This window comes from Bacillus sp. MT94, assembly GCF_058792475.1.
In genome coordinates, this window is record NZ_JBXAEZ010000004.1 from 48,006 (window position 1) to 70,719 (window position 22,714).

Genomic DNA, 22,714 nt, shown 5'->3' on the forward strand with positions numbered 1-22,714 from the left:
AAACTACCCTCCAAAATAACGTTTTATCTAAAATAAAATGAAAAAGGCGTTGCTCATTCGCAACACCTTAAAACATTGGATTTTCATCCAAATACTCATATACATTATTAACAAGCTCTTCTACTGTTGCACCTTGTACAACTTCACCATTTACAAGTGCAAACGGTCCTTCAAAACAAATACCACAATACCCTAGACAACCATACTCCATTACATCTAAATTTGGATCTTTTTCTAATTTTTCTAGAGCTGCTTGTGAACCACTTGCAAGGTTACCTACACAAAATTCAATTAATGGTTTAATCAAAATTCTCCCCCCTGTACTACAAAACAAATTACCTTCTGACTTCATCTATAAGAAGAAAACTAAGCTGTCTCTTGTTGTTTTCGTTATACATCCTAAACTATTTAGTTACTTCACTATTTCACTTCAAAGTAGATGATTTTATTTTATATAACATGCTACTTGCAATGAAATAGTAACTAAAAAGGCAAAACAGTTTACTTTACTTTTCTTCTTATTGTACAACAGAGTATTCATTCATGCATTGTTATTTGTTCACAAATTCGATATAATTTGATTGAGTAAAGTCAAAATATTTTATTAATATAAAATTTTATGATTAGGGGATATTTCAACAGAAAAGGGGTAATCCATCATGAAACACCTCGTAATACTAGGTGGCGGCTACGGTGGAATGAGAATTCTACAAAGGCTACTTCCAAGCAACCAACTTCCAGATGATGTACAAGTGACATTAATCGACAAAGTACCATATCATTGCTTCAAAACTGAATATTATGCATTAGTTGCGGGTACTATTTCAGAAACGCATATTCGTATACCGTTTCCTGAGCACCCACGCCTCAATATTCAATACGGCACAATAACAAATATTGACCTCGAAGAAAAAGCGGTTCATCTCGATGGCGGTGAAGCAATCCAATATGATGATTTAATTATCGGACTTGGCTGTGAAGATAAATATCATAACGTTCCTGGGGCGAAGGAATATACACATAGTCTACAATCAATTGAACAAACACGTAAAACATATGAACAATTAAATAGTCTAGAACCAAATGCAACAGTAGCTGTCGTTGGTGCTGGCTTAAGTGGTGTGGAAGTTGCAAGTGAACTTCGCGAAAGCCGTTCTGATTTAAAAATCTATTTATTTGATCGAAAAGATAGAATTTTATTCCCGTATCCAGAGAAATTAAGTAGATACGTAGAAGAATGGTTCGTAAAACATAAAGTTAATATTATAAGAAACTCTAACATTACAAAAGTGGAACCAAATATTGTGTATAATCACGATGAACCACTTGAATGTGATGCAATTGTCTGGACAGCTGGTATTCAAGCAAATGAAGTTGTTCGAAACCTTCCAGTTGAACAAGACGGTAGCGGACGGGTTGTCTTAACGAAATATCACAATATTCCAAACAACGAGCACGTTTACGTTGTAGGAGATTGCGCAGCACTTCCACATGCACCATCTGCCCAACTTGCTGAAGGTCAAGGAGAACAAATTGTCCAAATATTATTAAAACGTTGGAATAATGAACCACTCCCTGATGAACTACCTGTTATTAAATTAAAAGGTGTTCTAGGATCTCTTGGTAAGAAGCATGGATTCGGTTTACTCGCAAATCAACCGTTAATGGGACGTGTACCAAGATTATTAAAATCCGGCCTTCTTTGGATGTACAAATATCATAAAGGTTAATACTTTACAGGCTGTCTACTATGTAGGCAGCTTCTTTGCATCAGTTTTTAAAAATTATCAGACACATCTTTCTCAATATGTATAATGATTTATTTTTCATTTTTATATTAAAAACTATTGATAAACAGTGTATGCTATTTGTAAGTTGTTTTATTATTTCCTTGAAGACCGAATTCATTCGGTCTTATTTTTTATGTTATAAATACTTTTGTAGGAGGCATTACATTCCACTTATGAACTTATCGAAACTAAACAATCGAATAGAAGCGAAAAAGATAGAGTTAATCTATCTCGTTGAACGATACGGATTCACTCATGATAAAGTGATTTCTTTCAGCCAAGAATTAGATCGTTTACTTAACTTATTAATAAAACTCAAGACGCAGAAAAAACGTTGTTCGTTATAACCATTTCCCCCTCTTTTTTGATACGATATAACTAGAATCAGAAAGGAGCGATTTATGTTTATATTAAAAGACGTTATATATAAAGATATACTACACATTCCTTATTTACAGATTCAAAAAGAAAAGATCACTTGCATTATCGGTGAAAGCGGAAGCGGAAAAAGCACATTGCTTCGCATGTTAAACGATTTACAATCTCCAACATCCGGCACAATTGAATATAACGGAAAGTTAATTTCTGATTATCCGCCTATTCAATTACGTCGTGACGTAGTTATGCTTGGGCAAACTCCACCTCTTTTTGATGGAACCGTTAAAGAAAATCTATTAATGGGACTTCGTCTTTCTGAAAAACCATTTCCAAATGATGATGCCCTGCGGAGCGCACTACAAACCGTTAGCTTAGACAAGCAATTAGAAGATAGCGCCTCCTCATTATCCGGCGGTGAAAAACAAAGACTTGCCTTTGCACGTATCGTACTTATGGATCCGCCTGTCTATTTATTAGATGAACCAACTTCAGCATTAGACAGTGATACAGAACGCCGCGTTATGAAACAATTTACTGAACTAGCACGAAAAAAGAAAAAAACAATTATCTTCATCACACACTCACAACAACTTCCAGAAGAAATTGCAGACGACATTATTGAGATTAGTAAAGCAAACGGTGCAACTAGAAAGGAAGTGCTCTCTGTTGAAGGGCGTTATTGAACTCCAAATTTGGCAACTTGCAGCTGCCTATATTTTTATTCTTATTTTAATTGGACTTGTAAAATTAAAAGGAATACCTCGCGAAAAACAAATCGCGCTCGCAACATTCCGTATGACCATTCAGCTCGTACTTGTTGCATATGTCCTTACATACGTATTTGAAAACAGTAATCCATTTTATACAATTGCTCTTATTACTTCTATTACTACCTTTGCAATTTTTAATATTTATAAACGAGTTAACATCCCGATGTCTAAAGAATTAAAACGAGTAGCCGCCCTTTCCATGGTCGCCGGATCAATTGGGCCACTTCTACTATTTATCTTCGTTATTATCGGTCATGACCCTTGGTATGCTCCGCAATATATCGTCCCTATTACAGGAATGTTAGTTGGGAATGCCATGACTGGTGTTTCTCTCGGCGCAAATACGTTCTTAAACAATATGAAGTCGCAAAGAGGTCAAATTGAAGGTGCACTTATGCTCGGAGCAACACCGAAAGAAGCAGCTGCTCCGCTCATTCGAGACGCTTTTGATTCTGCTATTTTACCGACAATCAATTCTATGGTCGGAATGGGGATTATAAGCTTACCAGGCATGATGACTGGTCAAATATTATCCGGTGTATCGCCGTTCACAGCCATTCAATATCAAATCGCTATCATACTCGGTATTTCAGGAAGTACTGCCTTTGCTGTCATTATCTTTTTACAGCTTGGATATAAAACGTTCTTTAATAAGCGATGTCAATTGAAAGAGGTTGACTATGATGCGAGGTAAATCGTAACTTTCGCTCAGTAAATGATGCATCGTTCTCGGTGAGTGAAATTATATTAACGATTTTTTCAATATATCTATCATAACTTGCAATATATCAACGATTTTTCAAATATATCTATCATAACTCAGAATATATCAACGATTTTGTACGAAATATCGATTTACCGACAAAAAGTGACATAATAAAAAGAGGAGGCTATTCGCCTCCTCTTTTATTTACTTACGCCTTCTTAACGAACTGTGATTTTAACTTCATAGCTCCGAAACCGTCGATTTTGCAATCGATATCGTGATCGCCATCAACTAGACGGATACTTTTTACTTTCGTACCAATCTTCACAACTGAAGAAGTTCCTTTTACTTTTAAGTCTTTAATAACAGTAACTGCATCGCCATCTTGAAGAACGTTTCCGTTCGCATCTTTTACAACTTTTGCACCATCATTATTTTCAGCTTCTGCGTCTTGGCCCCACTCATGAGCACATTCTGGACATACGAAAAGAACGCCATCCTCATACGTATATTCTGAATTACATTTTGGACAATTTGGTAAAGTAGCCATAAATTCATTTCCTCCGTTCATTATTTATACGTAAAAATCAAAATTGATGTTTACATCTCGATAAATAAAATTTGTATAGCATTTCTTTATAGTGCCATAGTCTCACGTTATTGACAAGCCTACCTCAAATTCTCATTTTTTATTGTATTTTACAAAATTTCAATTCGTATGCCTTTTTTCTATTTGTTCTTCTACTAATTTTAAAAATCTTCGTTGTGCATTTTTATTTTTTACGAGCAATCGAACTCTTAACTTACTTTGTAAATATGAGCGAACTTTGTAGTTCGTAATAAATAACTTTCGATACTTCTCGTCTTCATATATGATTCGAAACCATTCATACTGCTGCAAGTAAAGTATGTTAGCATCAATCTTTTTCGTGTGTAAACCCGTACTTAAACTAATAGATCCTATTAGAGCTTCTATTAATGCTGAAATTATTTCTCTCCCCCTAATAAATAAAAGAAGAACCTTCACAAGATTCTTCTTTTCAAAATGAACGAGTTCCCTCTAGAAACCCCAATTATTTTCTTCAATATAAATTTGATATTCTTCTACTTCTTCTTCACTTAACTTCTTATTATTTTCATATACCTCTTGCCACTCGAAATAATCTTCATCGAAATAAACAGCAAATTTAATTTTCACGTTTTTCTTCTCTGTATAATCATAGCCAGTAAACTCTACTACATCATAATCTTTTTCTTTCTTCACAAACTTCCAGGTTGGATTATCAGTCATAATCTCTAAAGTAACCCCTTCACCAGTTGAACGAACAACGTTTTTAATATTCGGCTCAGTTGGTAAAAGAGAAAGTCCGAGCATAGCTCCGCCAAACACAATCCCGACTATAACTTGTAAACCAATCATACCAGCTACACTAGCGCCACCCTTAGATTGTAAGAAATACGCCTTCTCATGATCAGACGCATCTTCTCCCTTACGAAAAACACGAACAGCCTGCTTATAATATAAACGGTTTCCTTGCCATCCAGTAAATATCATCATTCCTAATTGAAGAGCTAAACTAAATGTTACATAAATCCCCTCTGGAATATCTATAAAAGGGGTTATAACTATACTAGGTATAGCCAATAACGCAAATATAATAAATAACTTATACATTTTGCGATAAGCTAACCAAAAGGTTGGGAAGAAAAAGGCTACCCAATTCCATGTATTCCCTTGCGCAGGGTTTTCTACTTTACTCCACTTAAAATCATAATAAGCTGTATTCTTTTGAACAACTTTATGTAATTCTTGTGGAGAAATCGTTTCTTGTAAAACAGTGTCCTTCACGTACATCATCCTTTTCTTATTTCTATATACATTTATTGTATATGGACAAAATGAAGGAATCTAACAAAAAGTACACATATTTCATAAAAATGAACGGAAATCGAATATATTCCGACAATTATCCGTTTCTTATTTCATTTTACTTTTAAATATATTAGAATACTTATGAATGATACGTTTAATACACTAAGTTAATCATTTTGTATATTGGATAATAAAAATGTTTCACATGAAACTATTTATATTTTGTATTACCTTGCCTCTACACAATGCGTATAAAGCCCTTTCTACTTACTACAAAATACGAAAGACGCCCTTTTCAAAAAGGCGTCTTTTTATAGTTGAAAATTTACTAATAAATAAAACGAATTATTTAATAAATGAATCCCAATTGGAACGAGTAAATTCTTCGTTTTCTTATATGTGTATGCTAAACATATACCCATACCAAAAATATATAAAATACTACCTACTGTAAGGGGATGGCCAAAAGTAAATATGAAAGCACTTATAACGGCACTAGTAAGTGTAGAAAAGCACTGAGATAATTTCGTGAAAAATATCCCTCGAAATAAAAGTTCTTCCCAAATTGGTGCAAAGATGGTGAGCACAACTACGTATAAAATGATTTCACTTTTAGTAGGCTTTATTACTATACTAGACTCATCCACACCAAGCCCATGTGGTAGAACTAAATTTAATATTGCAAGATATATAAGCATTACAATCGCTGTCATTACTATCGTTACATAGTGTTTAAAATTATTGAATTGTAATGATTTTATTAAATGTAAGCAGCAATTTCTTGCCGGTGCATACATTACGATAATCATACAAAACGTGAAAGGTGGAATAAGATGATTTACATACCATGGGTATAAGGAAGAATCATATAAAAGGTTCAAAAAACCAATTCCATGCATGACCCCAAAAATAATTAATAGAATGCTAATTACTTGGCGCATACTCATTTGTTCATTCTTTTCTTCATATGTAGCTAATTCTATATTCATCCTATCCCCTCCAGTATAATTAAACTTTTTAAACCATTATATACCAAATTTAACATAAAAAAAGACAATACACCCCACTGTATTGTCCATTTTCTTCCCTACCATTTCTCTCTACACATCTCAATTAAATGCAGTAAGTACCTCTTCGTCATATCTGCTCTTCTCCACCTTGAGAGCATTCGCTTTTCTTTTGGGTTCTGCCGTATTCTAGCTACTTCTTTTAATAAAAGCTCCCATTCTTCCGCTGAACGTTCTGACAAGTATTGCAATCCTCTATCTTTTGAAACGATTGTTTTATAATCTAGTGTATATAAAATGCGTCCCATCGTAACGACAGCTGATTCTATCCACTCTTCTATAAAAAATAAATATGGCTTCTTCACCTTTTCACTCCAGTACTGTTCTACGTTGTATTTCATCGTATTTACTACATCATTCCATTGTATTTGCAGCGGAAGATCTTCTGCTTCTTTTCCTGTAACTGTAATGCCTTGATTTTTCAACGTCCACCATGTGACCGCATTAATGTCCCAATGACCAACATTAGCTTTACCATCTGCACAATACACGTACTCGTTCATTTCATCATTGTATTTCCCTAAGTCAGCAAGCAGAATATACATACCGTCCATTCTTTTACCTAGCGTATTATCACTAAGTTTCTTATGTAGTTCCACAAGCTGCTGTTTTTCAGCTTCATTCACGGAATCACTTATTACTGTAACAAAATCAACATCGCTCGTTTCTGCATAAAATGCACCAAGTGCGATGGAGCCGTAAATATATACCCCTACTATTTTTTCATCTAAAAAAATTTCTTTTAATTCTACTGTGTACCGCTCCATTAACTGTTGTACTTCCGTTGGTAACGCATGCTTCACTCCATTTTTCATATCTATCCCTCCAATAAAAAAAGCCTTTGCAAATTCGCAAAGACTTCTTGTTTTATAAATATTTCTCGATTTCTTCATAAACATCCTTCAAACGAGGATTTCCTTCTCCAACAATTTCTCCATTTACAAGAACGACCGGATAAAATAAATCTTCTTCCACTACGCGCTCTGCGAATGCTTTTTTATCTGCCTCTTCTTGTTCTTCTTGGAAATCAATATACTCGAAATTAAATTTATTTTCTTGTCCTTCATATTTACGACCAATTGCCGCTTGTAACCATTCAAACGTTTCTGTTGAAGATGGCATTCCGACGCAGCTCGCACAAATTACTTTCGTCCCATACACTTGAACATTAACCATTTCTTCTCCCCCACTTCTTGTCCCAACAGTATATTCAGATGTCTTATTACATAAGCACATCATTTTACAAACTTATTCCATACCCCTATACTGAAAAAACACGATACAATATTTCGACAATAAAACAAGAAGAGAAAAAATAGATTTTCCCCTCTATCTTGATTATAATAAAACTGATGAAAGGAGTCGATAAAAATGGAAAACCCACATATGCAAGAACAAGTATTAGAAGTATTAGATAAATTACGTCCATTCTTACTTCGCGATGGCGGAGACGTTGAATTAGTAGACATTGAAGAAGGTATCGTAAAACTACGCCTTATGGGTGCATGCGGAAGCTGCCCAAGTTCTACAATCACACTAAAAGCTGGTATCGAGCGCGCGTTACTTGAAGAAGTACCAGGCGTTATCGAAGTAGAACAAGTATTTTAATCTAAAAGCGGAAGCGGCTCGCTCAGAATCGCCTTCTAAAAGGAGACCAAATTTGGTCTCCTTTTTTTATTCAAATCACATTTATCCGTTAACATCATAAAACAAAATTGGAAATCCTTCTCAAAAAATGCGATAATTAATACTATATAGTGAATCGTTCACACATATACAGTAAAAAAACATAGGGGGACGACAAATGCCAAAAATGGGGAACACTTTTGTAACAATTCAAGACCTAGAAAAGAAAAAAGAGTATTTATTAGGCCTTTCATCCGTTATACCAACATGGAATACAAGCTATCAATTTTTATTTAAAGAAATCCAGCAAGAATTATTAGGTAAAGTAAATGAAAAGCTCGAAAGGCATCAATTCGTTTTAAATATATGTACAGATCAGCAGGTAGGGGCATAATGTATTACATAAAATTGTGGTATATAAAAAAGAGACCTCACTCGGTCTCTTTTTTATATTTTTAAGATAGCCAATCTAATTTTCTAATCCCGAGCTTATCTACTGGTAAACGAAGTGAGCCATAAAAATGCTTCATAAATTGCTCTGAGCGGTTCACATCGTGTAAAATGGCTTCTAAGCGATCTCTATATATGCTTTTTTGTTCTTCGTTTCCAGTTTGGTAATATCGTTCGACCGTTTCAAAATAGTGAAGCGGGAACAGGAGCCTTGCAAATAATAAGCGCCAACCAAATGAGGACAGCGAGTAATTTCGTTCATAATCTGTAACAAATTGAACGATTGTTTGATCCCAGTCTTTCTTTTTTTCAATCATCATATAGCGAATCCATTCTGCTATATCTCGAGTTGGGTGATCATACACCCAATCAAAAGGGAGTTTGAGACGCTTCGTTTGATGCCATAATAAAGGTGTGAATCGTTCTTGGCAAATTGTCGCTGCATCCGTTAGTTGCGGCGTATCATCCATTTCTGTATCAACAACATATTGAATGGCATTTTCTGCAACTCCTAAGTAATACGGGAAGGATTCAATAAACAATTGATCGAATACGTCTGTAGGGTGGTTCATCACTTGCGATTGCCAAAACTTTTCTAACTGATCGAGTCTCTTTTCCCATAACGCTTTCCATTCACCAATGCGGCTTAATTGCTCGATTTCTTCTGGAAAGAATGCACCTCGTTTATGGAATATAGAAAGTTCATTTCCTAATGACATAGCATGTCGTTCTAACGTGCGCATACCTTTTAATAAGCAATAATTTTGTTCTTCTATCTCACTTACATAGTAGCCGTGTATAGTCGGAACGAAAGTCGCTACAGTTATATCCCCTTGCTGGTTCATATAATCACTGAGCTTTTTCATCTCTACAAGTACTTCTTCCTCCATTTCTCCAATTGGAACAAGTACATAAATTTTGTTGCGAATCCAAAAGCTTTTATAGGGGCCAAGGGGGATTAATTCTTTAACATGCATGTGATAATGCTCATAAATATGCTGAATCATCGCAGTCGCCACCTATGGTTTTTCTTTATATATATGAGCTTGTGCTCGCCTTTCATTCCTATGCACATGATAAAGCAACGAAACGTATACAAATACTAAAAAGAAAAAAAGGTGATAAACATGAAAGAATCAAATCAACTACAAGAAAGAGCATTACAACTATTACAAGAACGCGGTGTAACAATTGACGATATTGCTGAACTTGTTCATTTTCTTCAAAAAAAATACCATCCAAATTTAGAGATGTCAGAATGCCGTTACAATGTAGAACGTGTACTATCAAAACGTGAAGTACAAAACGCACTGATTACAGGTATCGAACTTGATGTCCTTGCTGAAAAAGGAATGCTAAGTGAACCGTTACAAGATATTGTAAAACGTGATGAAGGCTTATATGGAATTGATGAAGTTATCGCACTTTCTATCGTGAACGTGTACGGCTCTATCGGTTTCACAAACTTTGGATATATTGATAAATTAAAACCTGGTATTTTAGAATACTTAAATGATAAATCAACTGGAAAGGTGCACACGTTCCTTGATGATATCGTTGGCGGAATCGCTGCCGCTGCATCAAGCCGTTTAGCGCACCGAGCTGAGCACTCAGAATAATAATGTTTTCTAGGCCGTCAGTTTCATGCTGACGGTCTTTCGTATTCCATAAGCATAAATTCTCTTCCGCGGCTCAAAAAAATAAGCCCTTGCTTAAATCCGATATTTTTATATAACGTAATCGCTCTTGTATTAAATGTTGCTACACTTAATCGAAACATGTTTGCGTTAAACTCTTTCGTGGCAAACGCTATTCCAGCTTGGAAAAATTCTTTCCCCATTCCTTTCCCAGTTAACGCCGGCTTCATACCAAGTCCCATATCAATCGCTTCTTCTCCACCATATAAATTAGCATCTCTGCCACCCGGTACTTGTGCATTTTCTCCAAAACAAAAATAGCCGATGAACTCTCCTTGATCATCACAACAGCCATAATAAGTTCCATCTAATAGCTCTTCTATTACTTCTTTCTCGCCTGAAAAACTATATAAACTATATGGTTCCTCGTACATCCACGTATTTATCTCATTTGCTTCTTCTTCTGTTAACTTATGTATATCCACTTTCTCTTTCCCCCTATTATATTTCTATTAACAATATTCGATATTCATCTTATAATTCATCTTTCTCAATATGTTTTTTTTATTTATCGCTTCATTTTAATGGAAGATTTTTCTTATTATGTTACGATTAAACAGAATCATTACGAATAAGGTGGTGACAATGTGAATTACTTTTCTTACCTCTCCTTAGAAGAACGGCAAAATTTTTTCTATAAAGAACCTCTTAGTTTTTCAAAAAATATAGGGAAAGAACAACTAGCTTACGCACTAGGCGCTACACTATATACTCCTGGCACGAAAGAAACGATTGCGGAAGATATAATTAGAAAGAAACATGTGGATGCTACCTCAATTATTCTTTGTCTAGAGGACGCTATCAGCGATGAAGAAGTAAAACTTGCAGAGCAAAACATCGTCGTTCAAATACAGCAAATCGCCAACTTAGTCAGTGCCAACATACTAAATCAAGCAGACATCCCGCTTCTTTTTATTAGAGTTCGACAGCCAAGTCAAATGAAGACAATTGTTACTGAATTAGGTAGTGCTGTTCATTGTTTATGTGGTTTTGTCTTTCCAAAATTCACACCGATTAATGGAAAGGCTTATATCAATCAGCTTGCATATATAAACGAGGTATACTCATTATCGCTATATGGCATGCCGATTTTAGAATCACCAGAAATTATGTATAAAGAAACACGGATAGAATCATTATTACAAATAAAGGATTTACTAGATTCCTATCGTGATCACATCTTAAATGTACGTATTGGTGCTACTGACTTTTCAAGTATATTTAGTATTCGGCGTAATAAATACACACCTATCTATCATATTACTGTTGTTCGTGATTGTATTTCGGACATTATTAACGTTTTCTCAAGGGCAACAAATGAATATATTATTTCAGGATGTGTATGGGAATATTTTTCTAATGATTATGAAGAAGGGCTCATCCAAGAGGTATCACTCGACCATGCAAATGGATTAATCGGAAAGACAGTTATTCACCCATCTCATATTAAAGTTGTACAGGCAATGCACATTGTCACAATGGAAGATTATTTAGATGCGAGATCAATTTTACAAAATGCAGATACGTATAATGGAGTGCTAAAAAGCAGTTTTTCTAACAAAATGAATGAAGTAAAACCTCATTATGGCTGGGCTCGCAAAACCATTTTAAAATCTAATATTTACGGGGTGCTACATGAAAACAAACAATTCACCGATCTCCTTATTACAAACGCAAAGCAACACGTATAACGTTTTAAATAATATACAAGTCCATGTAGAAGTACGTGATAATCCATATAATTTAGCGCTAGACAAGCTTTTTCAAATGGCTGCGAGAATAAATAAGAAACGTAGTTTTTTATTTGTGAGTACAATCCTTGGAAAGCATCTTCCTATTAAACCTGCAGTCTCCCTATCAAGTGGAGTTGCTCTCGCTGCAAGATATATGGAAATACTACATAATATTTCTCATCCATTTCAAAAAGAAATTTTAAATCTCATTTCATTAGAAATTGATGAAATCCCAGAGGAAGTATTTCGTTATCAATATCCTCTGCAAGAAGAAGTTTTGTTCATCGGATTCGCTGAAACAGCGACAGCACTTGGTCATTCTATGTTTCAATGCTTTCAAAATGCAAAGTATGTGCATACAACTAGGGAATCGATACCCCACCTAGAATCTGTCATTACATTTGAGGAAGAACATTCTCATGCAACATCGCACCGTTGTTATGTAGATGAAAGCTTTTTTCAAAATAACAATCCAATTGTTCTCGTAGATGATGAGATGACAACAGGAAAAACAGCATTAAATATTATTAGATCTATTCAAAATAAATTCCCAAGAGGAGAATATATAATTGCTTCTTTATTAGACTGGCGTTCTCATACTAATAGAAAACAATTTAAACAATTAGAAGAAGAACTTCAAATTAAGATTCATGTTATTTCTTTATTAGAAGGCAGTATTCATACAACTGGCCAACCATTAAATATTGCAAAAACAGATATTCAAATTAAAGAAATAAAACCTGATTTCAAAAAGCATACCCTTACCTGCCCAAAATCACCCTATACATCAAATTATATAAAATATACTGGGCGATTTGGCATTTCAGCATATGAACAAAAGCACATTCATTCTTTCGCTCAAGAAGCAGGAAAAGCTTTAAAAAGAGAAAGAGTTGGAAAACGAACACTCTGTCTCGGAACGGGTGAATTTATGTATATCCCAATGAAAATTGCTGCTGAAATGGGTGAAAATATTTTATATCAATCTACAACAAGAAGCCCTATCCATCCTGTTTCAAATGATGTGAACTATGCCATTCATAACCATTTCTCATATCCAAGTCCTGAAGATTCTACTATTACAAATTACTTTTATAATATTTCACCTCATGATTACGATGAAGTATTTGTTTTTATTGAGCGTGATTTAGGAGAAAAAGCCCTGTTTCCTCTTCTACAGCAGTTACAAACAGTTATTCCCTTTATTCATATCGTCTCATTTTCAAATAGTATAGAAAAGGAAGGTTGATAATTATGGTAAAAGTAAATTCTCATATTAGTAGTTACAATCCAAATGATGCTATTTTTCTATTAAAAGATATTAGTGATTTAATGAAAGAAAGTTCCACGGAAACTAGAGAACAAGCAATTCAAGCTGGCACACATTATTCCGAAATGTTACCAATGGAATATAAACCATCTAAAGCGTATATGGATTTATTCTTTTCTTCCCTGCAACAATACAAACACAAACTAGCCATCGCTGTTGGAGTTGTCGCCGAACAGATTATACAAACTAAAGGAACTAACCTTGTCCTCGTTTCATTAGCTCGTGCTGGTACACCTATTGGCATTCTTATCAAACGCTACATACGCTATCAATACAACCTTGATGTACCTCACTATTGTATTTCTATTGTTCGCGGACGCGGTATTGATGAAAATGCACTCCATTATATTTTAGAACATCACCCTAAAGAAACAATTCAATTCATTGATGGATGGACTGGGAAAGGTGCAATAAAAAAAGAATTAGAATATGCAGTACACACATTTAACGAACGAAATAATACACACATTTCTCATTGTATGGCTGTGCTTGCTGATCCCGGTTACTGTACTTCAATTTACGGTACACGTGAAGATTTTCTTATTCCTAGCGCTTGCTTAAATGCAACAGTCTCTGGACTAATTAGCCGCACTGTACTAAATGACACCTATATCCGTCCAAATGATTTTCATGGTGTTAAATATTATAAAGAGCTAGAACAAGAAGATTTATCAAATTTCTTCGTTGATGAGGTAACAGATTTATTCCCTTCTGTTCATTCTCATATAGATAATCAATTACGTTATATTACTTCAACTTACACTGATCCCTCTTGGCAAGGATTAAAAGATATACAGTCTATCCAAAATCACTTTAAAATTGACGATATTAACTTAATTAAGCCAGGAGTCGGTGAAACAACTCGCGTATTACTCCGGAGAATACCGTGGAAAATTTTAATAAGCCAGCAAAACAATCCCGATTTAAAGCATATTTTACTTCTCGCTAAAGAAAAGAATGTCCCTATTGAAATCTATGAGAATATGGCTTATTCATGTTGCGGGCTCATTAAGCCTCTTAGGAAGGAAACAATATGATTTTCGCCAGTGATCTTGATCAAACGCTTATTTATTCCCGGAAATCGTTTCGTGCCCCTATAGAAGATGAATCAATTCAACTCATTGAAACTTTAGATGGAAAAGAAATTTCTTTCATATCACATAAAACCATTTCACTACTAAAAAAATTACAACTGCACTCACATTTCATCCCAGTTACAACAAGAACTATTGAGCAGTTTCAGCGTATTGCTTTATTCCAAAACGAAATCATTCCCGAATACGCCATTACAAGTAACGGCGGTAATATCCTTCATAACGGGAAACAAGATGGGACTTGGAACAGGACAGTAAAAGAAAGACTATCGGTTGAATGTATAGAGAGAAACGACATACTAAAGGAATTTGGACAAATAGCTCATAAAGATTGGGTTATATCACAAAAAACAGCTGATGATCTATTCCATTATTGCATTATTAAACGGGAGAACATTCCTTATGATGAATTATCATCCTTCACTTCCTGGTTAGACAAACACGGCTGGAATCATTCACTTCAAGGTAGAAAGCTATACTTTGTACCAAAACCAATTAATAAATGGGACGCCGTGCAATATATAAAAGAAATTTTGCAAATAGATACGATTATTACAGCTGGGGATTCTTTACTTGATTTATGTATGCTTGAAAAGGCGAACCATGCCTTCGCACCACTTCATGGTGAGTTAGGGGCAATGCATGATAACTTACAACCCCATATTTTAAAAACAGACGCAATCGGCATATATGCCGCAGAAGAAATCGTAAATAAATCACTTCAAATTATTCACAGTTCATTACCTACCTCATGATCATAATATGCACAATTGCATACGCACCGCGATTAAACAGATGGTACAATTTATTTGAATCGCTGTTGCTACACTTCTTGATTAAAGAAAAGGCGTTAACACGGAAATTAGCGTCTTATCAACCTCAAGCAATTGGCACATTTTGTCATCTTAAAAGACACTCGAACGAGTGTCTTTTTTCTATATCTAACAAGGACTTACTCATTTCAAAGTATAAATACATAAAATAATGTAAATCATTACACGCATGAATCACTCTCTAAAAGTTATAAAGTAGATTCAAAATAAAAAAAGCACTCTTAACTAGAGTGCTTTTTACTTTCAAACAAGGAGGCTACATATATGGATAGTACTCTCGTATTTAACTTTGGCATTGGTATTGTTATCATTTTATTCGTCTTCTTTGTACTTTGTATGAGCGGGGTATAAAAAGGCGATTTTCGAGCGTCTTTTTATACATACATATGTATTACTTGACTTCTATAAAGGTAGTAACCATAATGGTTACAGATATACAAATAGCTATTCACATATCCACAAATAGGAGGAAGAACAATGAAACATGTAATCGTTTATGCACACCCAAATACAGAAAGCTTCAACCATGCAATTTTAGAAACGGTAAAACGTGAATTAGAAGAAAAAGGTCATGAAGTACGCGTTCGCGATCTATACGAATTAAACTTCAATCCAGTATTAGGCGCTTCCGATTTCATCTCATTTTCTCAAGGAAATACACCCGAAGATATTAAAGAAGAACAAGAGCATATCTCTTGGGCTGATAGCATTACATTTATTTATCCAGTTTGGTGGGCGGGACTTCCTGCTATTTTAAAAGGATACGTTGACCGTGTGTTTAGCCATGGATTTGCTTATGCTTACGGTGAAAACGGCATTGAAAAGTTATTAAGCGGTAAAAAAGGATTGTTATTATCTACAATGGGTAATACGAAAGAGGCATACACAGCAGGCGGCATGTTTGATGCAATGAAGAAAACAGCGGATGTTGGTATTTTTGAATTTACAGGTATTGAAACAATTGAGCATACATTCTATACGAGTGTTCCTTCTGTGGATAATAATGTGCGTAAACAATATCTTGAAGAAGTTAAAGATGTTGTGAATCGTGCGTTTTAAATAAATTTATATCAGCGATTTTCTAAATATATCGACTTACCGACAAAAATCGACACTAGTCACAACTGATTATTAGCCCATATCAATCGGGCTGTCTGTAAATAGCAGGAATAAAAAAGCTGTTCCAAAGTTTGGAACAGCTTTTTTCATTACATCTTCTCAATCCACTCCGTCAAGTTATGCACAACTTGCGTCGGTTGAACTTCGTATTCTGTTAACTTCTCCACAGTTGTGACTCCAGTGTGGACAAGAAGCGTATGCATACCAGCATTTACTCCTGCTAAAATGTCTGTATCATAGTTATCCCCAACCATTAATGCTTCATCTTTTCCTATACCAAGAACTTTTAAAGCTTGTTCCATAATGATTGATTCTGGTTTTCCGATAAAGATTGGATCCACACCTGTCGATACTGCTACAACCGATGTTAATGAACCGTTACCTGGTAATAACCCGCGCTCAGTTGGGATGGCAATGTCCCCATTTGTGGAAATAAACGTTGCGCCGTTACGCACAGCAAGACACGCTTTTGCTAACTTTTCATATGTGATGTCACGATCTAAACCAACAACAACGAAATCAGGATTTTCATCCACAAGTTCAAATCCTTTTTCCACAAGTGCATCGTGTAAGCCTTCTTCACCAATCATATATACAGTTGCATCTTGTTTACGTTCATAAATGAAGTTCGCAGTCGCCATACTCGTTGTGAATACTTGCTCTGCTTTCGCTGGAATATCGAAACGAACAAGTTTTTCTGCCACTTGTTCTGGTTTACGCGTTGAGTTATTCGTAACGAATAAATAAGGAATGCCGCGCTCTCCTAAAGCTTTTACGAAGTCGCTCGCTTCTTCAATTTGTTCTTCTCCGCGATACATCGTACCGTCTAAGTCAATTAAGTAACCTTTATACATCATTATGTCTCTCCTTCTATGCTAACGTTCTCACCTATCATACCACTCTTATATTACCCGCTTTTTCCAAAGAAAAAAACGCTTTACCTTAAAGCGCCCCATAACGTTCATTTTTTCTCTTTTATTTGGTAAGAACAACTACAATCGCCCTCGCACATGTTTGCTAGCGTTTTCACATCTGCGTTCGTAAATAAACGCTTATACATCTCTTTTTCATCTTCACATACTTGCGGGAATCTCTCTGCAATTTCTTTTAACGGACAGTTTTGTTTTTCAATTACGAAAGAGTTCTCTCCATCTCTCTTTATTTGAACCATATAACCATTTTTCTCTTGCATAGCTGCTATCTCTTGCACTTTATATGCTAAATTCTTTTGATTACTTACTCTCTTTTGCAACTGTTCTTCCATTCGCTTCGTTCTCTCTTTTAAAACGTAACGAAGTATTTTTTCATCGCCCATTCGAGCTAAATCTTCTAGCATATCAATCGCAAATTGCTTATACTCTTTCGGGAATGTATCTTCTCCCTTTTCACTTAATCCATACAAATAAGTTGGTCTTCCGACATGTTGCCTTACCATCTTAGAATAAATGAGTCCGTCTTTCTCAAGATTACTTAAATGTCTTCTGATTGCCATTTCTGTAATCTCTAAAACGTCAGCTAGTTCAGCTACTGTGTGCTCTCCCTTTACTTTCAACAATTGTACAATCTCGTCTTTCGTAGTACGTGCTTCCCCCATACTTCACCCTTCTCCCTTTTCTTTCTCACATACAATATAAGATCCCCAAAAGGTATTCTCTGGGGATCTTATAAGCATAATTATTCTGGTACAAATGCAGATACAGGTCCTAATTCCTTTTCTAAATAACTGCGAATATTTGCTGGGTACTTTTCCACCACTGCAATATGTTTTTGAATCGTCTTATATAATTCATCATGATTCATTTGAATATAATCTTGCGTAAGCATTTTTCGAAGAAGGATAATTTCTTTCATCCCTTGGCCATCTTCTTCACTTATCACTCGCTCGTCCATTAAAATATCAATAATATCTTCATAGCTTCCTGGATCGCGCATAATAAATCCATCGATCATCGCATTTCCTACATCTAATACAGTATCAATAATAAGATGGGCTATGCGCTCTAATGCGTAAAATTCAAACTCGGTTTCATATATCTTTTTCTCTTGAAATGTACTTGTTGCTCGTTCTAAACATACTAGCATTTGTTCTATTTTCTTTCTGTCTACAAAATACATGAATGTCACCTACCTGGAAATTAAAGCATTTACATTTTAATTGTAACGCTTTCTTCTGAAAAAATCGACAATTTTTCGAATTCACCTTTTCTCCGTTATTTGTTATAGTTATATTTGTATGATTTTTGAAATTGGAGGAATGGAATCTTGGAACGTGAACTCGCACTAGAAATTGTCCGTGTAACAGAAGCAGCAGCCTTAGCATCCGCACAGTGGATGGGCCGCGGAAAGAAAAATGAAGCAGATGATGCAGCAACTACAGCAATGCGTGATATGTTCGATTCAGTAAACATGGCAGGTACAGTTGTAATTGGTGAGGGAGAACTTGATGAAGCACCGATGTTGTATATTGGTGAAGAACTAGGAACAGGTAACGGTCCGGAAGTAGACATCGCCGTTGATCCATTAGAAGGTACAAACATCGTTGCAAAAGGTCTTGCAAATGCAATGGCAGTTATTGCAATCGCAGACAAAGGGAACCTTCTTCATGCTCCTGATATGTACATGGAAAAAATCGCGGTTGGTCCAAAAGCAGCTGGTAAAATTAGCTTAGATGATCCAATTGAAAAAACAATTGAAATTGTAGCAGAAGCTAACAATAAAAAGATTCGTGACCTAACGGTTATCGTTCAAGAACGTGAACGTCATCAAGATATTATTGACCGTGTTCGTGCAAAAGGTGCACGCGTAAAATTATTTGGTGACGGTGATGTTGGTGCGTCAATCGCAACAGCACTACCTGGAACGGGTATCGACTTATTCGTAGGTATTGGCGGAGCTCCAGAAGGTGTTATTTCTGCAGCAGCATTAAAGTGCCTTGAAGGTGAAATGCAAGCTCGCTTAGTTCCAATGAACGAAGAAGAAGAAGCTCGTTGTCGTGAAATGGGATTAGAAGACCCTCGTCAACTTCTTATGTTAGATGACTTAGTATCTGGGGATGATGCAATCTTCTCAGCAACTGGTGTATCTGCTGGTGAGTTATTAGACGGTGTTAAATTCCTTGGCGGAGATTTAGCTGAAACATACTCTATCGTAATGCGTTACAAAACAAGAACAGTACGATTCATTAAAACACATCACCATTTAGATCATAAACCACACTTAAACTTAGATATTTAATAAAGGAGCCATGTGTATGGAAGAACGTTTCTTTCTGTACGACGACACTGTCGCTACAAAAACTCGTTTCGTTAGCTTTATGGGAGAAAATGAGCGTCACGATTTAGCGCTTTTATACTCCGATCGTCATTACGGTAAAACAATTGTACTTGATATGCAAAGTAATAAATTTGCAATTATCGGTGCTGACGATTTAAACGAACCAGGCTACTTAGAGCACGCATTTTCTATGACTGAAGAAATTGCAGAAGAATTACGCTCATTTTTATTTGAACTTATATAATTTATCGTATGCACCAGCTATTTTAGCTGGTGTTTTTCCGCCTTCATTATTTCGAATTTTCAGTATTATATGTTATAATGAAGAATAAATCTATTTGGATAGAAAGGACGTTATCTACGTATGCCAACATTTACTTTGTAATGGACCAGCAATTGGATAGCATTACTCTCAAAAAAGCACCACGCTTTTTCAAGGGAGTAGTCTGCCCATTCCCATTACAAAGGAACGTATTGCATCTGTAGTATGATGTTTACGGAGGTTCCTCTTTGGGGAACCTCCTTTTATTTTTGTCTTTTTCTCATGTCTTCATACTACAAGACATCCAAATAGCTGTATTACGTTTCTTTGCCACTACTATAAGAGGTGAAGGAAAATGCAGAAAGTACAACTTTCTTGGAGTTTATATGAAAATCAGCAACACACAATCGAAAAATATTGTAAAAATTGCGGACGTACTACCCTATTTACTGATACGAATATTCGTAGGCATAACGCCAATGGAAAAAACATATACCGCTTTGCCATTTATAAATGTTCGAAAGATCATACGTGGAATCAAAAACTGCGTATTTATAAATCATTTACTGATCACGTTGAAACGATTGATATGACTCAGCAAGATCAAACAGAAACAAGTACTACTATTTCTATTACGCAACATAAAGAAAGTGGCGTAGCTGAAATCACGATCGTATTAGATATCGTTTTCGGTTCCCACCGCATTGATAAAGCCTTATCCACATATATTTCCGACTGGAGCCGTACACGCATTGTGGATAAAATTAAAAATGGGGATATTCAATTAAATGGACAACAAATGAAACCAAATGCAATACTTTCTGAAGGCGATCATATCTCGATTTGTTTATAAGCGAGAATATGTAAAAAATCCTCTTACAATTGTAAGAGGATTTTTTTATTTCTTCACTTTTCGTAATACGAAGTGTGCACAACCGAAGTTACAGTACTCGTATAAATACTCCGTTAACGTACTAATTTTCGTATCATATGTCGCACGTTGGTTACTATCATCAAAGAATCCTCGCAGTCTAAGTTGCTCATATCCCCAGTCTCCAACGATATAATCATATTTATTTAAAATTTCTGCATAGCGCTCTTTAAATGCTTCTTCACTAAAACCGTCACGAAAGTTTTTAATTACTTCGTACTGAACATTATTAATGCTCACCGTAGCATGAATCTCTTGCTCTTGCTTTTGCTCCATCATTAACTTCCTCTCTAAGCATTCTTCTTTTTATCGTATCACAAAGCATAACAACCAACAATTTCAAATACAAAAAATTGCAAATTAGTACATGCTATGGAGAAGGAGGTGATACATCGTGAAAAAACAAATTTTACTTTCCCTTCTCACTCTTTCCTTATTTGCAGGCTGCCAATCAGCGAACAAAGCTGAAATGGAACGTGAAGAAGGAAGCCGTGTTCTTGTTTCCAATAAAAACGACATGTATCATACGGAAAATACAAATACAAGACTCACAAGAGTCGGTTATTCTTCTAAACAAAAGCATGAAGTATCTAACAAACAAGTAGGGGCCATTAATCGCGAGAAAGTCGCTGAAATGATTACAAGCATGACAGTCAAACTTCCTGACGTTACAAACGCTGCTACACTCGTTACCGATGATGAAGTATTTGTTGTATACCGTGCAAACACAACGGATCCAAAACTCGTAGCAGATCAAGTATATAAAACCGCTTTGTCCATCGTCCCTCGCTATTATAAAGCATATGTATCAACAGACCAAAAGTTAATTTCTCAAATTCAAGGGCTTCAATCTGGCGCATTAAATGATACAGAATATACGCAAAGCCTCGATATGCTAAAACGTGAAATGAGTAAAAATCCTCATTTGAACAATACGGGGGATCAGACTTTAAATAATATGATTAAAAAGTAAAACAGGTGGAGAGAACCTCCACCTGTTTTACTTTTTATTTTTTATTACGATCCGCATAAATCTCCATCGCATCACACATAAACTGCGCTAACCCCTCGCCAAACTTATCGATATTTTTCGTAAAGCGCTCATCAGCGACGTACATTTGACCGAGTCCCTTAAAAGCGTCTAATGAATAGTGACTAAAGTTTTGCAAGTAATCGTACCATACTTTGATAGCTGCCTGCGCCTCTTTAGAATCTGGTGCATCGTGTCTAAGCGTTGCTAAATTTCTATAAATAGCATTAAACTCCTCTTGGTTCTCTTTTGACATACCTTTTGCATATTCGTTCGCTTTATCTACAGCTGCATCTCCCCATTTTTCACGTGCTTCTTCTTCATATGGGTTATGGCTGAAATCGAATCCTTCAAATTTCTCTTTATTCGTCATTTCAATCTCTCCTTTTGTATGCTGAATTGTTTTATCAATCGTCGCAATCACCTTATCTAATCTGGCACGCTTTTCAAGAAGCATCTTCTTATGAAGCTGTAGTGCCTCTTCGCGATCAAATGATGGACTCATGATAATCTCTTTAATTTTCTTCAAAGGGAAGCCAAGCTCTTTAAAAAACAAAATTTGCTGCAATGTCTCTAAATTTTCATTGGAATACAGACGATATCCAGACTCTGTCGTCTCATCTGGGGTTAACAACCCAATTTCATCGTAATGATGCAGTGTGCGCACACTAATTCCAACTAAATCAGCTACTTCTTTTACTCTCATTGTCATTTGTATCTCCCCCTTAGTACATACGATAAAGTATGACGCA

30 protein-coding genes are annotated in these 22,714 nt (G+C 35.5%); 16 read left to right on the plus strand and 14 right to left on the minus strand.

Annotation, left to right across the window (positions count from 1 at the left end):
• Positions 1 to 67: 67 nt before the first annotated feature.
• Positions 68 to 307: a YuzB family protein gene (locus AC1Q51_RS15430; protein ID WP_000595026.1), complete on the minus strand. Its 240-nt coding sequence runs from the start codon at positions 305 to 307 to the stop codon at positions 68 to 70.
• Between the two features lie 352 nt (positions 308 to 659).
• On the opposite strand from AC1Q51_RS15430, the gene AC1Q51_RS15435 reads away from it, so the two are divergent.
• The 4 genes from AC1Q51_RS15435 to AC1Q51_RS15450 all read left to right on the plus strand — a co-directional run bounded on the left by AC1Q51_RS15435 (position 660) and on the right by AC1Q51_RS15450 (position 3,632).
• Entirely contained in the window at positions 660 to 1,730 is a 1,071-nt protein-coding gene (locus tag AC1Q51_RS15435) for an NAD(P)/FAD-dependent oxidoreductase (protein WP_000682065.1), read from the plus strand.
• 233 nt (positions 1,731 to 1,963) lie between these two features.
• Positions 1,964 to 2,137: an aspartyl-phosphate phosphatase Spo0E family protein gene (locus AC1Q51_RS15440; RefSeq protein WP_141549211.1), complete on the plus strand. Its 174-nt coding sequence runs from the start codon at positions 1,964 to 1,966 to the stop codon at positions 2,135 to 2,137.
• Positions 2,138 to 2,191: 54 nt separating this feature from the next.
• The gene (locus AC1Q51_RS15445; protein ID WP_000470263.1) at positions 2,192 to 2,851 is read left to right on the plus strand and encodes an ABC transporter ATP-binding protein; all 660 of its coding nucleotides are present in this window, start codon (positions 2,192 to 2,194) and stop codon (positions 2,849 to 2,851) included.
• Positions 2,835 to 3,632: an ABC transporter permease gene (locus tag AC1Q51_RS15450; RefSeq protein ID WP_000679260.1), complete on the plus strand. Its 798-nt coding sequence runs from the start codon at positions 2,835 to 2,837 to the stop codon at positions 3,630 to 3,632. The genes AC1Q51_RS15445 and AC1Q51_RS15450 overlap by 17 nt, the downstream gene beginning before the upstream one ends.
• Before the next feature lie 220 nt (positions 3,633 to 3,852).
• On the opposite strand, the gene phnA is transcribed toward AC1Q51_RS15450, so the two are convergent.
• The 6 genes from phnA to AC1Q51_RS15480 form a co-directional block, all read right to left on the minus strand.
• Entirely contained in the window at positions 3,853 to 4,194 is a 342-nt protein-coding gene (gene phnA / locus AC1Q51_RS15455; protein WP_000212735.1) for an alkylphosphonate utilization operon protein PhnA, read from the minus strand.
• Positions 4,195 to 4,353: 159 nt separating this feature from the next.
• On the minus strand, positions 4,354 to 4,635 hold the full coding sequence (locus tag AC1Q51_RS15460) for a hypothetical protein (RefSeq protein WP_033657549.1): 282 nt from the start codon (positions 4,633 to 4,635) through the stop codon (positions 4,354 to 4,356).
• A 69-nt stretch (positions 4,636 to 4,704) separates the two neighbouring features.
• Positions 4,705 to 5,502: a DUF2628 domain-containing protein gene (locus tag AC1Q51_RS15465; RefSeq protein WP_139213310.1), complete on the minus strand. Its 798-nt coding sequence runs from the start codon at positions 5,500 to 5,502 to the stop codon at positions 4,705 to 4,707.
• Between the two features lie 326 nt (positions 5,503 to 5,828).
• Positions 5,829 to 6,506, minus strand: a complete 678-nt coding sequence (locus tag AC1Q51_RS15470; RefSeq protein ID WP_098235657.1) for a CPBP family intramembrane glutamic endopeptidase — start codon at positions 6,504 to 6,506, stop codon at positions 5,829 to 5,831.
• Positions 6,507 to 6,604: 98 nt separating this feature from the next.
• On the minus strand, positions 6,605 to 7,399 hold the full coding sequence (locus AC1Q51_RS15475; RefSeq protein WP_141549212.1) for a nucleotidyltransferase domain-containing protein: 795 nt from the start codon (positions 7,397 to 7,399) through the stop codon (positions 6,605 to 6,607).
• A gap of 52 nt (positions 7,400 to 7,451) precedes the next feature.
• On the minus strand, positions 7,452 to 7,760 hold the full coding sequence (locus AC1Q51_RS15480) for a YuzD family protein (protein ID WP_098284313.1): 309 nt from the start codon (positions 7,758 to 7,760) through the stop codon (positions 7,452 to 7,454).
• A gap of 195 nt (positions 7,761 to 7,955) precedes the next feature.
• Here AC1Q51_RS15480 and AC1Q51_RS15485 point away from each other — a divergent pair, with 195 nt between their 5' ends.
• Together AC1Q51_RS15485 and AC1Q51_RS15490 are read left to right on the plus strand one after the other, a co-directional pair.
• Positions 7,956 to 8,192 carry a NifU family protein gene (locus AC1Q51_RS15485; RefSeq protein WP_000431159.1) on the plus strand — a complete coding sequence of 79 codons (237 nt, stop codon included), beginning with the start codon at positions 7,956 to 7,958 and terminating at the stop codon, positions 8,190 to 8,192.
• Positions 8,193 to 8,388: 196 nt separating this feature from the next.
• On the plus strand, positions 8,389 to 8,604 hold the full coding sequence (locus tag AC1Q51_RS15490; protein WP_097924591.1) for a carbonic anhydrase: 216 nt from the start codon (positions 8,389 to 8,391) through the stop codon (positions 8,602 to 8,604).
• A gap of 61 nt (positions 8,605 to 8,665) precedes the next feature.
• Here the strand turns inward: AC1Q51_RS15490 and yutH are convergent, their stop codons facing one another.
• Entirely contained in the window at positions 8,666 to 9,667 is a 1,002-nt protein-coding gene (gene yutH, locus AC1Q51_RS15495) for a spore coat putative kinase YutH (RefSeq protein WP_000614216.1), read from the minus strand.
• A 120-nt stretch (positions 9,668 to 9,787) separates the two neighbouring features.
• Between yutH and AC1Q51_RS15500 the strand changes: the two genes are divergently transcribed.
• On the plus strand, positions 9,788 to 10,279 hold the full coding sequence (locus AC1Q51_RS15500; protein WP_000665103.1) for a phosphatidylglycerophosphatase A family protein: 492 nt from the start codon (positions 9,788 to 9,790) through the stop codon (positions 10,277 to 10,279).
• Between the two features lie 23 nt (positions 10,280 to 10,302).
• On the opposite strand, the gene AC1Q51_RS15505 is transcribed toward AC1Q51_RS15500, so the two are convergent.
• On the minus strand, positions 10,303 to 10,782 hold the full coding sequence (locus tag AC1Q51_RS15505; protein ID WP_090978046.1) for a GNAT family N-acetyltransferase: 480 nt from the start codon (positions 10,780 to 10,782) through the stop codon (positions 10,303 to 10,305).
• Positions 10,783 to 10,944: 162 nt separating this feature from the next.
• On the opposite strand from AC1Q51_RS15505, the gene AC1Q51_RS15510 reads away from it, so the two are divergent.
• The 5 genes from AC1Q51_RS15510 (at position 10,945) to AC1Q51_RS15530 (ending at position 16,406) form a co-directional block, all read left to right on the plus strand.
• Positions 10,945 to 12,048, plus strand: a complete 1,104-nt coding sequence (locus AC1Q51_RS15510; protein ID WP_063548939.1) for an HpcH/HpaI aldolase/citrate lyase family protein — start codon at positions 10,945 to 10,947, stop codon at positions 12,046 to 12,048.
• Complete coding sequence (locus tag AC1Q51_RS15515; RefSeq protein WP_069356409.1) at positions 11,993 to 13,339, plus strand: phosphoribosyltransferase family protein; 1,347 nt, start codon at positions 11,993 to 11,995, stop codon at positions 13,337 to 13,339. Before AC1Q51_RS15510 ends, AC1Q51_RS15515 begins: the two co-directional genes overlap by 56 nt.
• A 5-nt stretch (positions 13,340 to 13,344) precedes the next feature.
• Complete coding sequence (locus AC1Q51_RS15520) at positions 13,345 to 14,457, plus strand: cysteine protease StiP family protein (RefSeq protein WP_144477019.1); 1,113 nt, start codon at positions 13,345 to 13,347, stop codon at positions 14,455 to 14,457.
• On the plus strand, positions 14,454 to 15,269 hold the full coding sequence (locus AC1Q51_RS15525) for an HAD family hydrolase (protein WP_000575379.1): 816 nt from the start codon (positions 14,454 to 14,456) through the stop codon (positions 15,267 to 15,269). Before AC1Q51_RS15520 ends, AC1Q51_RS15525 begins: the two co-directional genes overlap by 4 nt.
• Positions 15,270 to 15,824: 555 nt before the next feature.
• Positions 15,825 to 16,406, plus strand: a complete 582-nt coding sequence (locus AC1Q51_RS15530) for an NAD(P)H-dependent oxidoreductase (RefSeq protein ID WP_090978053.1) — start codon at positions 15,825 to 15,827, stop codon at positions 16,404 to 16,406.
• Positions 16,407 to 16,555: 149 nt separating this feature from the next.
• Here AC1Q51_RS15530 and AC1Q51_RS15535 read toward each other — a convergent pair whose 3' ends face one another.
• The 3 genes from AC1Q51_RS15535 to AC1Q51_RS15545 all read right to left on the minus strand — a co-directional run bounded on the left by AC1Q51_RS15535 (position 16,556) and on the right by AC1Q51_RS15545 (position 18,581).
• On the minus strand, positions 16,556 to 17,320 hold the full coding sequence (locus AC1Q51_RS15535) for a TIGR01457 family HAD-type hydrolase (RefSeq protein WP_000276470.1): 765 nt from the start codon (positions 17,318 to 17,320) through the stop codon (positions 16,556 to 16,558).
• Positions 17,321 to 17,427: 107 nt separating this feature from the next.
• Complete coding sequence (locus tag AC1Q51_RS15540; RefSeq protein ID WP_000503347.1) at positions 17,428 to 18,060, minus strand: helix-turn-helix transcriptional regulator; 633 nt, start codon at positions 18,058 to 18,060, stop codon at positions 17,428 to 17,430.
• 80 nt (positions 18,061 to 18,140) lie between these two features.
• Positions 18,141 to 18,581, minus strand: coding sequence for a DUF86 domain-containing protein (locus tag AC1Q51_RS15545; protein WP_000274010.1), 441 nt, complete (start codon positions 18,579 to 18,581; stop codon positions 18,141 to 18,143).
• A gap of 147 nt (positions 18,582 to 18,728) precedes the next feature.
• Here AC1Q51_RS15545 and glpX point away from each other — a divergent pair, with 147 nt between their 5' ends.
• From glpX to AC1Q51_RS15560, 3 genes are all read left to right on the plus strand, one after another.
• Complete coding sequence (gene glpX, locus AC1Q51_RS15550) at positions 18,729 to 19,700, plus strand: class II fructose-bisphosphatase (protein WP_000439090.1); 972 nt, start codon at positions 18,729 to 18,731, stop codon at positions 19,698 to 19,700.
• A 16-nt stretch (positions 19,701 to 19,716) separates the two neighbouring features.
• On the plus strand, positions 19,717 to 19,983 hold the full coding sequence (locus AC1Q51_RS15555) for a DUF3055 domain-containing protein (RefSeq protein ID WP_000392611.1): 267 nt from the start codon (positions 19,717 to 19,719) through the stop codon (positions 19,981 to 19,983).
• Between the two features lie 373 nt (positions 19,984 to 20,356).
• Positions 20,357 to 20,854, plus strand: coding sequence for a hypothetical protein (locus AC1Q51_RS15560; protein WP_001174588.1), 498 nt, complete (start codon positions 20,357 to 20,359; stop codon positions 20,852 to 20,854).
• A gap of 45 nt (positions 20,855 to 20,899) precedes the next feature.
• Here AC1Q51_RS15560 and AC1Q51_RS15565 read toward each other — a convergent pair whose 3' ends face one another.
• Entirely contained in the window at positions 20,900 to 21,211 is a 312-nt protein-coding gene (locus AC1Q51_RS15565) for a YutD family protein (protein ID WP_000970508.1), read from the minus strand.
• 115 nt (positions 21,212 to 21,326) lie between these two features.
• Here AC1Q51_RS15565 and AC1Q51_RS15570 point away from each other — a divergent pair, with 115 nt between their 5' ends.
• A complete protein-coding gene (locus AC1Q51_RS15570) occupies positions 21,327 to 21,905 on the plus strand; it encodes a YhcN/YlaJ family sporulation lipoprotein (protein ID WP_000744131.1) in 579 nt (192 codons plus the stop codon).
• Between the two features lie 34 nt (positions 21,906 to 21,939).
• Here the strand turns inward: AC1Q51_RS15570 and AC1Q51_RS15575 are convergent, their stop codons facing one another.
• Positions 21,940 to 22,674, minus strand: a complete 735-nt coding sequence (locus tag AC1Q51_RS15575) for a MerR family transcriptional regulator (RefSeq protein ID WP_000178777.1) — start codon at positions 22,672 to 22,674, stop codon at positions 21,940 to 21,942.
• Positions 22,675 to 22,714 lie beyond the last annotated feature (40 nt).